This is a genomic window from Mesorhizobium sp. LMG 17147, assembly GCF_024297145.1.
Taxonomy (GTDB): Bacteria; Pseudomonadota; Alphaproteobacteria; order Rhizobiales; family Rhizobiaceae; genus Mesorhizobium.
The window spans coordinates 313,087-325,579 of sequence record NZ_JANCTC010000001.1 but is presented as its reverse complement, the minus strand read 5'-3'; the positions used below and the strand labels follow the sequence as shown (position 1 = coordinate 325,579).

The 12,493-nt window shown below is 63.8% G+C and carries 13 protein-coding genes; 4 read left to right on the top strand and 9 right to left on the bottom strand.

The window, feature by feature from the left end; all coding sequences use genetic code 11:
* The first annotated feature begins 4 nt into the window (after positions 1–4).
* Both NMG46_RS01680 and NMG46_RS01675 read left to right on the top strand, forming a co-directional pair.
* Positions 5–1,669, top strand: coding sequence for an alpha-glucosidase family protein (locus NMG46_RS01680; protein ID WP_254815998.1), 1,665 nt, complete (start codon positions 5–7; stop codon positions 1,667–1,669).
* A 25-nt stretch (positions 1,670–1,694) separates the two neighbouring features.
* Complete coding sequence (locus tag NMG46_RS01675) at positions 1,695–2,807, top strand: ABC transporter ATP-binding protein (RefSeq protein WP_254815997.1); 1,113 nt, start codon at positions 1,695–1,697, stop codon at positions 2,805–2,807.
* An 81-nt stretch (positions 2,808–2,888) separates the two neighbouring features.
* Here NMG46_RS01675 and NMG46_RS01670 read toward each other — a convergent pair whose 3' ends face one another.
* From NMG46_RS01670 to NMG46_RS01630, 9 genes are all read right to left on the bottom strand, one after another.
* Positions 2,889–3,128: a DUF680 domain-containing protein gene (locus NMG46_RS01670; RefSeq protein WP_254815996.1), complete on the bottom strand. Its 240-nt coding sequence runs from the start codon at positions 3,126–3,128 to the stop codon at positions 2,889–2,891.
* 69 nt (positions 3,129–3,197) lie between these two features.
* On the bottom strand, positions 3,198–3,404 hold the full coding sequence (locus NMG46_RS01665; RefSeq protein ID WP_254815995.1) for a DUF680 domain-containing protein: 207 nt from the start codon (positions 3,402–3,404) through the stop codon (positions 3,198–3,200).
* A gap of 71 nt (positions 3,405–3,475) precedes the next feature.
* Positions 3,476–3,679: a DUF680 domain-containing protein gene (locus NMG46_RS01660; protein ID WP_254815994.1), complete on the bottom strand. Its 204-nt coding sequence runs from the start codon at positions 3,677–3,679 to the stop codon at positions 3,476–3,478.
* A 439-nt stretch (positions 3,680–4,118) separates the two neighbouring features.
* Positions 4,119–4,865, bottom strand: a complete 747-nt coding sequence (locus NMG46_RS01655) for an FAD-binding oxidoreductase (RefSeq protein WP_254815993.1) — start codon at positions 4,863–4,865, stop codon at positions 4,119–4,121.
* Positions 4,862–5,473, bottom strand: coding sequence for a molybdopterin-dependent oxidoreductase (locus tag NMG46_RS01650; protein WP_254815992.1), 612 nt, complete (start codon positions 5,471–5,473; stop codon positions 4,862–4,864). Before NMG46_RS01650 ends, NMG46_RS01655 begins: the two co-directional genes overlap by 4 nt.
* Before the next feature lie 127 nt (positions 5,474–5,600).
* A complete protein-coding gene (locus NMG46_RS01645; RefSeq protein WP_254815991.1) occupies positions 5,601–7,139 on the bottom strand; it encodes a DegQ family serine endoprotease in 1,539 nt (512 codons plus the stop codon).
* A 365-nt stretch (positions 7,140–7,504) separates the two neighbouring features.
* Complete coding sequence (locus NMG46_RS01640) at positions 7,505–8,230, bottom strand: MBL fold metallo-hydrolase (RefSeq protein ID WP_254815990.1); 726 nt, start codon at positions 8,228–8,230, stop codon at positions 7,505–7,507.
* A 16-nt stretch (positions 8,231–8,246) separates the two neighbouring features.
* Positions 8,247–9,413 carry a diphosphate--fructose-6-phosphate 1-phosphotransferase gene (locus tag NMG46_RS01635; RefSeq protein ID WP_254815989.1) on the bottom strand — a complete coding sequence of 389 codons (1,167 nt, stop codon included), beginning with the start codon at positions 9,411–9,413 and terminating at the stop codon, positions 8,247–8,249.
* A gap of 95 nt (positions 9,414–9,508) precedes the next feature.
* Positions 9,509–10,273, bottom strand: a complete 765-nt coding sequence (locus NMG46_RS01630; RefSeq protein ID WP_254815988.1) for a L,D-transpeptidase — start codon at positions 10,271–10,273, stop codon at positions 9,509–9,511.
* A gap of 188 nt (positions 10,274–10,461) precedes the next feature.
* Between NMG46_RS01630 and NMG46_RS01625 the strand changes: the two genes are divergently transcribed.
* On the top strand, positions 10,462–11,085 hold the full coding sequence (locus NMG46_RS01625; protein ID WP_254815987.1) for a LysE family translocator: 624 nt from the start codon (positions 10,462–10,464) through the stop codon (positions 11,083–11,085).
* A 9-nt stretch (positions 11,086–11,094) separates the two neighbouring features.
* Complete coding sequence (locus NMG46_RS01620; protein ID WP_254815986.1) at positions 11,095–12,420, top strand: tetratricopeptide repeat protein; 1,326 nt, start codon at positions 11,095–11,097, stop codon at positions 12,418–12,420.
* The last annotated feature ends 73 nt before the right edge of the window (positions 12,421–12,493 follow it).

Here is a 12,493-nt window from a genome sequence, read left to right as displayed (position 1 = left end):
GATCATGCAATCCGCTTTGAAGGCCACACCGAAGCCCGATCTCGCTATCGATCGCGACTGGTGGCGAGGTGCCGTGATCTACCAGATTTACCCGCGCAGCTACCAGGATTCGAACGGCGACGGTATCGGCGACCTCAGAGGCATTATCGGCCGGCTGCCCTATATCGCCTCGCTCGGCGTCGACGCCATCTGGATCTCGCCGTTCTTCAAATCGCCGATGAAGGACTTTGGCTACGACGTGTCGGACTATTGCGATGTCGATCCGATGTTCGGCACGCTGGCGGACTTCGACGCGCTGACCGCCGAGGCGCACCGGCTTGGCCTCAAGGTGATGATCGACGAGGTGCTCTCGCACACCGCCGACGTCCATCCCTGGTTCAAGGAGAGCCGCTCCAGCCGCAGCAATCCAAAAGCCGACTGGTATGTCTGGGCGGACGCCAAGCCGGACGGCACGCCGCCCAACAACTGGCTCTCGATCTTCGGCGGCTCGGCCTGGCAGTGGGACACCAGCCGCCAGCAATATTACCTGCATAATTTCCTGGCCGAGCAGCCCGACCTCAATTTCCACAGCCGCGCGGTCCAGGATGCGCTGCTCGACGTCACCCGCTTCTGGCTGGAGCGCGGCGTCGATGGTTTCCGCCTCGATACCATCAATTTCTACTTCCACAGCCAAGGCCTGGAAGACAATCCGCCGCTGCCGCCCGAGCAGCGCAACGACCAGACGGCGCCGGCCGTCAACCCCTACAACTACCAGGACCATCTCTACGACAAGAGCCGGCCTGAAAACCTCGGCTTCCTCGAACGCTTCCGCGCCTTGCTCGACGAATATCCGGCGACGGCCGCGGTTGGCGAAGTCGGCGATTCGCAGCGTGGGCTGGAAGTCGTGGCGGCCTATACGGCCGGCGGCAAGCGCGTCCATATGTGTTACTCCTTCGACTTCCTGGCGCCGGAGAAGATCAGCGCGGCGAAGGTGCGCTCGGTGCTGGAAACCTTCGGCAAGGTGGCCAGCGACGGCTGGTCGTGCTGGGCCTTCTCCAACCATGACGTGATGCGCCCTGCCTCGCGCTGGGCAGCCGCCGAGCCGGACCCGACCGCGTACCTCAAGGTCATCTCGGCGCTGCTGATGTCGTTGCGCGGCTCGGTCTGCATCTATCAGGGCGAGGAGCTCGGGCTCAGCGAGGCCGAACTCAGCTTCGAGGATCTGCAGGACCCGTACGGCATCCGCTTCTGGCCGGAATTCAAGGGCCGCGACGGCTGCCGCACGCCAATGGTTTGGGACGGCGCTGCCCGCAATGGCGGCTTCTCGACGGCAAAGCCCTGGTTGCCGGTGCCGGCCAAGCACCTTGCGCAAGCGGTCAATGTGCAGCAGGGCGACGACGGCTCGCTGCTCGAGCACTACCGGCGCTTCCTGGCTTTCCGCCGTGCTCATCCGGCACTGGCCAAGGGCGATATCGAGTTCATCGAAAGCGAGGGCGACACCGTCGCCTTCACACGCCGCGAAGGCAACGAGCAGATCGTCTGCGCCTTCAATCTCGGCGCAAAGCCGGCCGAGGTCGATCTTGGCGGCCGCTCACTGCAGCCCTTGCCGGGACACGGCTTTTCGGGACAGACTGGCGCCGGCACTATCCGCCTCGGCGGCTATGGCGCCTGGTTCGGGCGTATCGACTGAATTCAAGGAAGAACTGGAGAGTACCATGGCCGATGTCACGCTAAGGCAAGTGAGGAAATCATATGGCAATCTCAACATTCTGCACGGCGTCGACCTCGACATAAAGTCGGGCGAATTCATCGTCTTCGTCGGTCCGTCTGGTTGCGGCAAGTCCACCTTGCTGCGCTGCATCGCCGGGCTGGAGGAGATCACATCAGGCGAGCTCAAGATCGACGGCGAGATTGTTAACGACGTGCCGCCGTCAAAGCGCGGCATCGCGATGGTGTTCCAGTCCTATGCGCTCTATCCGCACATGACCGTCTACGACAACATGGCGTTCTCGATGAAGATCGGCAAGGAAAGCAAGGCCGAGATCGACAAGCGGGTGCGCCAGGCGGCCGAGATCCTGCAGCTGACCAAATATCTCGACCGCCTGCCCAAGGCGATGTCGGGCGGCCAGCGCCAGCGTGTCGCCATCGGCCGCGCCATCGTGCGCAATCCCAAGGTCTTCTTGTTCGACGAGCCGCTATCCAACCTCGATGCGGCGCTGCGCGTCGCCACTCGCATCGAGATCGCCAAGCTCAAGGAATCGATGCCGGCCACAACGATGATCTATGTCACCCACGACCAGGTCGAGGCCATGACGCTGGCCGACCGCATCGTGGTGCTGAAGGAAGGCCATATCGAACAGGTCGGCACGCCGATGGAGCTCTACAAGCGGCCCGGCAACCTGTTCGTCGCCCAGTTCATCGGCTCGCCGGCGATGAACATGCTGCCGGCGACGATCGACAGGACCGGCAACCCGACGGTCGTCAGCCATGTCGGCGGCCGCAAGGCAACGGTGCCGATCGCAACGCCTGCCTCGGCGAAAGGCGCTGCGGTGAGCTTCGGGGTGCGGCCGGAGGATCTGATGATCGCAGCCGGCGCCGACTATTTGTTCGAAGGGACGGTCGATTATGTCGAGCAGCTCGGCGAGGTCCAACTCGTCTATGTCGACATCGGCCGCGCCGACCTGCCGCTGGTGACCAAGCTGCCGGGCAATGTCGAGGTCAAGCGCGGGGCGTCGATGCGGCTGACGGCGGATGCCGGCGACCTGCATATTTTCGACGCGGACGGACACTCCTTCGCGCTCCATGAAGCAGAAGCAAAGGCGGCTTGAGGCAGGCGTTTTTTCCGCCACGCAGAGACAAGAGCGGCGGGCATGGCCCGCCGCTCTTGTTTTTAATTTCCGGTTCGGCTGTTAGTTGTTGCCGAAGAGGTTGCGGTCGGCGCCCTGAGGCGCGGACTTGGGCACATCGCCAGACGAATTCAGCAACTTGTAGATCGGCGAGTTGCTGTCACGCACCGAATATGTCTGCGTCTTGTCGACATTGACGGTCGACTGCTTGTTGATGTCGCTCCCGCCAACATTGTCGTTTTGGGCATAGGCGCCGCCGGCGGCAATCAAGAGAGCGGCGGCAGTAAGAACAATCTTTTTCATTTGGATACTCCTGGATTTTCGGATCAAAGCGGCGGGCATGCCCGCCCGCCTTGATGGTGGGATCGGCTGTTAGTTGTTGCCGAAGAGGTTGCGATCGGCGCCCTGGCCGACCGGCTGCTTTTCAGCCTGATCCGACTTCTTGAGGGAGGCCGTGTACGAGCTGTCGACCGCGACAGCCGGCTGGTTGGCTCCGTTGGAACCATAATTGTCGCTGCCGGCGAAGGCGCTGCCGGTGATGGCCAAAACGGCGACGGCGGCAAGAAAGATCTTTTTCATTTCAATACTCCTGAATTTTTTCAGATCCCGGGCGGCGGATATGCCCGCCGCCCTGATGCTGGGATCGGCTGTTAGTTGTTGCCGAAGAGGTTCCGGTCGGCGCCCTGGACAGGCTGCTTGTCAGCATCAGCCGGCTTCTGAATGGAAGCCGTGTACGAGCTGTCGCCCGAGGCGGCAGGCTGGTTCGCACCATTGGAACCATAATTGTCGCTGCCGGCGAAGGCGCTGCCGGTGATGGCCAAAACGGCGACGGCGGCAAGAGCGATCTTATTCATTTTTAGTACTCCAGTATCTTAGTCTCAGTCCGTCTAGCGGCGTGTCTTGGGAGGAGTTCGCGTCGTTCGGACCGCCCCGATGTGGGAAAGCCAATGGCCAGTTTCCAATCACGAAGTTGTTTGGTGTGGACCAAGAATCTACACCTTGAAATTGTGCCACGGATTCCCTCCGCCACATTTTTATTATTTAATATCAGCGAGATATCCCATCGCCTCGGTCTGGCTGCAAGGTGACTTGGGAGGCAGCGTTCACAGCGTCCTGCACGCATTGTCAACAGAAACGAACCGTTCGGTTCGATTTTTTAAACCGATAAAAGTCACAGCCGGGGTTGTTTGTCGAATCGTTAACCATTTCAGCCAAGCGCGGCCTCGCCGTTCCGCCGGTTTTCGGCCCGTTTAGGCCGGCCGGCAAAGGCAGCAACCGGGCAAGCAGAACCGGTCAGACCCCGTAGCGTTCGGTGCGGATTAGAGCCGCAGGCACCCCGGCATCGATCAGTGCCTCGGCGGCGGCCGTCACGAATGCGTTCGAGCCGCAGACAAAGGCCAGCTTCGGCGGCGCGGGCAGCCTGGTCATGGCTTGCACCATCATCGCGGCGTCGACCCGCCGCGCATAATCCGCCGGACGGCGGGCCGGCTCGCGCGTCAGCGTCAGCACCAGGTCGAAGCCATCCCGGCGCTCGGCGAGGTCGATCAGCTCGTCGCGAAAGATCACCTCGTCCCAGACCCGCGCCGAAACCACCAGGGCGGCGGCAACCAGCGACCCCCGCATCGCCCGGTGACGGACCATCGACATCAGCGGCACCACGCCCGACCCACCGCCGGCGAGCAGGAGCGGTCCGCCATCGCCGTCGGACCAGACGAAATGGCCGCCGAGCGGCCCGCGCAATTCGAACTCGTCGCCCACTGCCGCGATCTCGTGAAAGAACGGCGAGACCTCGCCGTCCTCGAGTTTTTCAATCGCCAGCTCGATGGTCTCGCCGGTCTCCGGTGCCGAGGCGATGGAGTAGGAGCGCCGCGCCTGATAACCGTCAGGCGCCGTCAGCCTGACATCGACATGCTGTCCGGCACGGTAGGCGAAGGGCCGCGACGGCTGCAGGAAAAAGCTGGTGACGCGCGGCGTGCGCTTTTGGATGCGGGTGATGGTGACTATCTGCCAGGGCGACTGCGCCGCCGGTGCGTCGCTCATGGATCGTTCGTGTAGCGCTGCTCGCGCCACGGGTCGCCATAGATATGATAGCCTCGCAACTCCCAGAAACCCGGCTCGTCACGCTCGGTGAACTGCAGCCCGTTCAGCCATTTGGCCGATTTCCAGAAATAGAGATGCGGAACGAGCAGCCGCGCCGGGCCGCCATGGTCGAGGGTGATCGGCTTGCCCTCGTAAAGCAGCGCCACCATCGCCTTGCCGCCGGTGAGATCCTTCGTTGGCACGTTGGTGGAATAGCCGTCGAAACCCAACGCCAGCGTGAAGGCGGTGGGCGGCTCGATGCCGGCGTCGGCAAGGATGTCGTCGACCAGCACGCCCTGCCACGCCGTGTCGAACTTGGTCCATGCGGTGACGCAATGGATGTCGCGCGTCATCTTGGTCAGGGGCAGCGCGTTGAACTCGGCCCAGTTCCACTTCTTGATCGGCCGCGGCCCGTGCTTAAGCGTGAACGACCAATCCTCGGTGCGCACATGCGGCGTCGGGCCGGCCGACAGGACCGGGAAACCTTGCTCGAGATATTGCCCCGGCGGGAGACGTGCACCCGTATCCGTCGGCGGCTTTCGTCCAGAAGAGAAGCCTCGGGTAGCCATCGAGAATATCCGTTGCGCAAGGTCCAATCGACCTTTGTCAGTTTTCTCGAAGACGCGCGCGCGGGCAACCGAAATCTTGGCTCGGCCGGCAATGCCCTCCATCGATCTTGGCAGCGCGGCGCCTGCCTCAGCCACTGGCGAAGGGGACGGCAACAAACATCTGGGCGTCGCCGCGCTGGACAAGCAGCAGCACCGATTTCTTGCCGGATTTGGCAGCCTGCACGATCGCCTGGTTAGCCTGCCTGGCGCTTCTCACCGGATGCTGGTCGACGGCGACGATGATATCGCCGGGCTGGATGCCGGAAGCCGATGCCGCCTTGTTTGGGTCGACGCGCTCGACCAGTGCGCCGTGCTGGTTGCCTGCCAGGTTCATTGCCTGGCGTACATCCGGGGTGACATCCATCAGGCGGAGACCGAGCGCCGGTGCACGGAGGCCCTGCTCCGTCGACGGCTGACCCTGATCGCCGGTCACCGATCCCGTTGCCATGTCGTCTTCGTTGCGCCCGATCTCGACGGAGATCTGCAGGCTTTGGCCCTTGCGCCAGACATTGAGGGTTTCCCTCGTGCCGGGCGCAACGTCGGCGACGGCGCGCGACAGGTCCCTTGGGTCCTTTATGTCGCGATCGGCGAAGCTGGTGATGACGTCGCCGGTCTCGATGCCGGCCTTGGCGGCCGGCGATCCGTCGCTGACCTGCGCGACCAGCACGCCGGCCGGGTGATCGAGGCCGATGGCGCTCGCCATATCAGGCGTCACCGGCTGGATCTGGACGCCGAGGTAGCCGTACTGGATGGAGCCGCCCTTCATCAGCTTGGCGACGACCTTTTGCGCCTGGTCCGAGGGGATGGCGAAGCCGACGCCGACGCTGCCGCCATTCGGCGAAAAGATCGCCGTGTTGATGCCGACGACATTGCCGTTCACATCCGTCAGCGGGCCGCCGGAATTGCCCCGGTTGATCGGTGCGTCGATCTGGATGAAGTCGTCAAACGGCCCGCTGTGCAGGTCGCGGCCGCGCGCCGAGACGATGCCGGCCGTGACCGTGGTACCAAGGCCGAAAGGATTGCCGAAGGCGAGCACCTGGTCACCCGGCATGAGCTTGTCGGAATCGCCCCATCTGACGGTCGGCAGGGGCTTGCCCGCTTTGACCTTGAGCACGGCAAGATCGTTCTTGGCGTCATGGCCGATCAATTTGGCGGGAAGCTCGGTGCCGTCGTCGAGCGTCACCTTGATCGATTGGGCGCCATCGACAACGTGATTGTTGGTGACGATGGTGCCGTCGCTGGCGACGATGAAGCCTGAACCGAGGGCCTCGGTGCGCGGCGCCTGTTCCGGCGGTGTTTTGGGAGCGGGCAATCCCTGGTCACCGAAGAAATGGCGGAAATAGTCGTCGAAAGGAGAGGTTCCGCCAAAGGGAGAGGCGTCGCTCATGGTGTCGGGCTGTTGTACTTTCATGACCGTCGTGATGGTCACCACCGCCGGTTTATCGGCCGCCACGACCGGCGCGAACGAGCCGCTCGGCGCCGTCATGCCGGTGACGGGAGGGGTGACCGTTGCCGCCAGGACATCATTCAGCCTGGGAGCGAGAGGCAGGGCGAAAGGGCTGACGATCAGCGCTGCGCCCAGCAGAGCGGCGACGCGATGTCTGCGAAGGGTCTGGATTGGTGACATGGCCGTTGTCCGGGCGAGAGATTGGTGAAGCGCCCTAACGTTCCGTCACCGGAACAATTCATCGGCGCGTCGGTCGTCGGCCTTGCCTGTCTCGCCTGTCAGGCAGCCGACCGGATCGACAGCCCCGCATCTAGGGCGCCGATCATGGTTTCCAGATAATGTTACGAAGATTTAATTTTCGGCTGGCAACCGCCGTGCCGGGCTGGCGCCGAAACCCGAAAACAAAAACCCGCCTTGAAGCGGGTCGTTGGGGCAGATCAGCACCATAGCCAAATTACTAGCATAGCTGCCGGCACAAAGCAAGAACAAAATAGCTGCCCAAGCCAAATCGCTTCAGGCCGCCCCTCACTGCCCCGCCAAGGCTTCTATGCCGCTGTCCCGTCCGTTCGCCTGAGATACGCCGAGGCGATCTCGTGCATCCGCCTGCCGTCGAAGCTCGGTCCATGACCGCCATGGCCGATCCGGATCGGCAGGTCGAGCAGCCGCTGCATGGTGCGGCGGTAGGCGGCACGATCGGAATCCGGCAGGTCGTCGATCAGCGTGGCGTCATAGATGGCGTCGCCGGCGAAGAACAGGCCGTCTGCCTCATCGAACAGCGCGATCGAATCCGGAGAGTGGCCTGGCAGGTGCAGGACGCGGAATTGCCGGTCGCCGAGGTCGATGCTATCGCCCTCGTCCAGGGTCCGGTCCAACGGCGCCGGGGGAATCTTGTAGTCGGCCGCTTTCCAGCCCTTTGCCGGCAGTCTGGAGACGGCGCCTGCCAGATCACGGAACATGTAGGCGTAGGTCACCGCTTCGTCCATGCTGTCGAACTGCGTGGCGCTGTGGCGCGGACCTGCCCGCAACGGAAACTCGTGCAACGAGCCGACATGATCGAGATGGATATGCGTGGCGACGACGAGCAGCGGCTTGCCGGCCGGCGTGTCGATCTGCGGCGCCAGCGGGCAGATCCCCATGCCGGTGTCGACCAGCAGGTCGACATCGCGGCCGCGCACATGCCAGATGTTGGCGCGCACGAAATCATGCACGAAGGGCTCGGTCAGCATCGTCGTCTTGGCGTCGACGATGGTTTTGCTGAACCAGCTGTCCATCAGATCAAGGCCGGCATCAGACGAACGGCTTGCCGACCTTGTACTTTCGCGGAACCAGCCGCTTCAGATAAGCCATGCCCGCATCGGACAGCCGGTTGACGTCGGGCAGCATGAAATCATCCGGCATATGGCGCGTCTTGCCGGCGACGTTCTTCAGCGGCACCTTCTTCAGCACGGTTTTCTTGCCGTCATATTGCAGCGCCACCGAACCGCCGCCCTCGTCGGCCACGGTGACGGCGAAGGCGCCGGCATCGAAGGCCTCCTGCGCGTCCACCGCGCTGATGGCGCCGACATAGCCGCGCGGCATATAGCCGAGCGCATCGACGCGCGCCCGCTTGCCCGGCAATCCTTCGGCGAGCGCGCGCTCCAAGGCTGCCGGCAGGTCGCTGCCCGACAGCTTGACGTTGCCGTGCTGGTCGCGCTCCAGCCTTTCCGGCGGCACCAGGCTTTCGACCAGCGCCTTGCCGTCGGCGGTGCTGACGCCTTCGGAGACGGCAACGATGCAGCGCTTGTGGCAGTCGAGCGTGGCGCGCACGTCGTCGATGAAACCGGCCGCCGAGAACGGCCGCTCCGGCACGTAGACGAGATGCGGGCCGCTGTCCTGGTCGAGCTGCCAGGCCGCGGATGCGGCCGTCAGGAAACCGGCATGCCGCCCCATGACGATGCCGACATAGATGCCCGGCAGAGCGCGGAAATCGAGATCGACCGAAAGGAATGCTCCAGCGACGAACTCGGCCGCCGACATGAAGCCGGGCGTGTGATCGTTCTCCTCGAGATCGTTGTCGATGGTTTTCGGCGCATGCACGAAGGCGATCTTGCCGCCGGCGGCGTCGGTGAGGATCTGCTGCGTACCCGAGGTGTCGTTGCCGCCGATGTAGATGAAGGCGTCGGTACCGGCTTTCTTCAAGCCATTGAGAATGAGGTCGCAATAGGCGGCATCCGGCTTGTCGCGCGTCGAACCAAGCGCGGCGCTCGGCGTCGCCGCGATCAGCCGCAGGCGGTCCTCGGGGATGGCGGAAAGATCGACGTAATTGCCGTCACGAATGCCGCGCACGCCGTGGATGGATCCCAGCACCTTGGCGCCGGGATGCCGTTTGCGGATTTCGAGCGCAGCACCCACCACGGTTTGGTTGATGACGGCGGTCGGGCCGCCGCCCTGCGCGATGACAAAAGTTCCGGCCATTGTTCACGTCTCCCGGGCGATGAAATCGCAGGCACATTCGCCTGTCTTGCGGCATCGCGCAACGGCAGAGTGATCGCTGAAGGCGAAGCCGCCGTTCAGACGACGACGACCGGGTTTTTCTTGGAGACGCGGCTGTAGAGATCGATGACGTCCTGGTTGATCAGGCGCACGCAGCCCGACGACATCGCCTGGCCGATGCTCCACCATTCGGGCGAGCCGTGGATGCGATAACCGGTGTCGCTGCCGTTCTGATAAATGTAGAGGGCACGCGCGCCGAGCGGATTGTCGAGGCCGCCCGGCTGTCCGCCTTGCCACTTCACCAGTTCCGGCCTGCGGGCGATCATCTCGGGCGGCGGGGTCCAGACCGGCCATTCCTTGCCGTACTGGATGTTGGCGCGGCCGGACCAGCGGAATCCGTCCTTGCCGATACCGACGCCGTAACGGATCGCCTCGCCGCCGGGCTGCACCAGATAGAGCAGCCGTTCCTGCGAGTGAACGACAATGGTACCGGGCTGCTCGCCGGTCGGATCGACGACGATCTGGCGGCGAAACTCCGGCTTGATCTTGAAGTAGGGCACCTCCGGCACGTTGAAGCCACCGTCGGTAAGCGAAGCGTACATCACGTCGGGGCTGGTGATGTTCTTGTCGACGCTGATGCTCGGACGGACGGGCCGGATCGAGCCGGTGGTGACGTCGTCGAGCTGGAGCGACGGCAGATCCAGCGTCTGGCTGCAGCCTGTGACGCCGAGCAGCGCCAGCGCGCCGGCGCCGGACAGCACCGTGCGGCGGGAAAGCTGTAGTTCGGTTTCGATTGCGTCGCCATTATGCGGCAGCGACAGACCGTGCGGCAACTCACGCATTTACCCAAACCCTACGCTGTCGGCGGGAAACACGGTCCGGCCGGATAGCAGGCATTTTCACCAATCATGGTTGAAAAAGCGTGAAGGCCAACCGCCTGGCGTTAAGGAGGGGCTTTTTCGATTCTTGCCTCTTTACATCTGCGCGAGGCCAAGGATTTATCCTCTTCTTTAAGCTCAAGGAGAAGAAAATGTCCTTCGAAACCTGGGCCGCGTTTGCCGCCGCCTCGGCAGTCCTTCTGGTCATTCCAGGCCCGACCATCCTGCTGGTGGTTTCCTATGCACTCGGCCAAGGCTGGCGCACCGCGCTGCCGATGGCAGTCGGCGTGGCGCTCGGCGACTTCACCGCGATGACACTGTCGATGCTGGGCATCGGCGCGCTGCTGGCGGCGTCGGCCACCGTATTCACGGTGCTGAAGGTGATCGGCGCCGGCTATCTGATCTATCTCGGCATCAAGCTGTTTCGCGCCGGCGGCGCGCTCCGGGCCGAACCGCGCACCGATGCGGTGTCATCGGCGAAAATGGCGGCGCATGCCTGGCTGGTTACTGCGCTCAATCCGAAAAGCATCACCTTCTTCGTCGCCTTCCTGCCGCAGTTCCTCGACCGGCATGCGGATTTCTGGACACAGATGCTGATCTTCGAGACGACCTTCCTGACGCTCGCCTTCGCCAACGCCTTCGGTTATGCGCTGATCGCCGCAAGGGCGCGCAACGTCGTGCGCAATCCAAAGGCGATCCGCATCTTCAACCGCACCGGCGGCACGCTGCTGGTCGGCGCAGGCATCGCCACGGTCGCGATGCGATCGGGTAACTGAGGACACGCCATGGCGGTCAGGGATGCATTCGGCCTGACACTGTCTGGCGCGACGGAGGCCGGGTTTTCGTCCTACAGCCAGGCCGTGCGCGAATTGCAGTGCTTCATCGGCGATCCGGTCGGCTCCATTGACCGGGCAATCGCCGACGATCCCGGCTTCGTCATGGCGCAGGTGTTCAAGGGTTATCTCTTTGGCCTCGCCACCGAGCGTGAGGCGACGGCGGTGGCCAAGGCATGTCACGAGGCGGCGCTGCCGCTTGCCGCGACGACACGTGAGCAGGCGCATGTCGCCGCCCTTGGCCACCTTGCGGAGGGACGCTGGCACGAGGCCGCCCGCGTGCTGGAGGATATCGCCATCGAGTTTCCGCTCGATGCGCTGGCGCTGCAGACCGGGCACCAGATCGACTTCTTCACCGGCAACGCGCGCATGCTGCGCGACCGCATCGGCCGCGCGCTGCCGTCCTGGCAGAGCGGCATGCCGGGCTATCACGCCATACTCGGTATGCAGGCCTTTGGCCTGGAGGAAATGGGCGATTACGCGCGCGCCGAAAAACTTGGCCGTACGGCGGTCGATCTCGAGCCGCGCGACGGCTGGGCCCAGCATGCGGTGGCCCATGTCATGGAGATGCAGAGCCGGCAAAAGGACGGCATTCTGTGGATGCGCGCCAATCCCGAAGCGTGGACGCGGGAAAGTTTCCTGCAGGTGCACAATTGGTGGCACCTGGCGCTGTTCCACTACGATCTCGGCGAAATCGACGAGGTGCTGGCGCTCTATGACGGGCCGATCTATGGCGAGCGCTCGACGCTGGCGCTCAACATGGTCGATGCCTCGGCGATCCTGTGGCGGCTGCATCTCGGCGCCGTCGATGTCGGCAGCCGCTGGGCGGCGCTCGCCGCCAACTGGTTGCCCAAGGCCAGCGCCGGCCATTATGCCTTCAACGACGCCCACGCAATGATGGCGTTTGTCGGTGCCGGCCTCGACGCGCCGGCCAGCGGCTTGCTCGAGGCGCAGCGCGAGGCGATGCGCGGCAAAGACGACAACGCCGCTTTCACCCGGGATGTCGGCCATCCCCTGACGCTCGCCATCAAGGCATTCGGCGAGGGCAATTATGCCGGGACGATACGCCTGATCCGGCCGATCCGGGCGATCGCCCATCGCTTCGGCGGCAGCCACGCCCAACGCGACGTCATCGACCTGACGCTGATCGAGGCGGCATTGCGTTCCGGTGATGGCGCGCTGGCAAGGGCGCTGGCGGCGGAACGCGCGCTGGCGCGGCCGGACAGCCCGTTGTCGGCACTGATTTCACGGCGCGCAATCGCTCTCGCCGCGAATTGACCAAGACTAAATCTTGCCTTAATAACTGCCCCGGCCAGATTTTTTCGAGCGTCGAAAAAATCTTCGCGTGTTG

Bases quoted from the DNA above. Each gene is read 5' to 3' on its own strand.
- NMG46_RS01640 (WP_254815990.1), bottom strand. From the start codon at position 8,230: ATGGACAGCTGGTTCAGCAAAACCATCGTCGACGCCAAGACGACGATG.
- NMG46_RS01650 (WP_254815992.1), bottom strand. From the start codon at position 5,473: ATGGCTACCCGAGGCTTCTCTTCTGGACGAAAGCCGCCGACGGATACG.
- NMG46_RS01665 (WP_254815995.1), bottom strand. From the start codon at position 3,404: ATGAAAAAGATCTTTCTTGCCGCCGTCGCCGTTTTGGCCATCACCGGC.
- NMG46_RS01680 (WP_254815998.1), top strand. From the start codon at position 5: ATGCAATCCGCTTTGAAGGCCACACCGAAGCCCGATCTCGCTATCGAT.
- NMG46_RS01620 (WP_254815986.1), top strand. From the start codon at position 11,095: ATGGCGGTCAGGGATGCATTCGGCCTGACACTGTCTGGCGCGACGGAG.
- NMG46_RS01630 (WP_254815988.1), bottom strand. From the start codon at position 10,273: ATGCGTGAGTTGCCGCACGGTCTGTCGCTGCCGCATAATGGCGACGCA.
- NMG46_RS01675 (WP_254815997.1), top strand. From the start codon at position 1,695: ATGGCCGATGTCACGCTAAGGCAAGTGAGGAAATCATATGGCAATCTC.
- NMG46_RS01660 (WP_254815994.1), bottom strand. From the start codon at position 3,679: ATGAATAAGATCGCTCTTGCCGCCGTCGCCGTTTTGGCCATCACCGGC.
- NMG46_RS01655 (WP_254815993.1), bottom strand. From the start codon at position 4,865: ATGAGCGACGCACCGGCGGCGCAGTCGCCCTGGCAGATAGTCACCATC.
- NMG46_RS01645 (WP_254815991.1), bottom strand. From the start codon at position 7,139: ATGTCACCAATCCAGACCCTTCGCAGACATCGCGTCGCCGCTCTGCTG.
- NMG46_RS01625 (WP_254815987.1), top strand. From the start codon at position 10,462: ATGTCCTTCGAAACCTGGGCCGCGTTTGCCGCCGCCTCGGCAGTCCTT.
- NMG46_RS01670 (WP_254815996.1), bottom strand. From the start codon at position 3,128: ATGAAAAAGATTGTTCTTACTGCCGCCGCTCTCTTGATTGCCGCCGGC.
- NMG46_RS01635 (WP_254815989.1), bottom strand. From the start codon at position 9,413: ATGGCCGGAACTTTTGTCATCGCGCAGGGCGGCGGCCCGACCGCCGTC.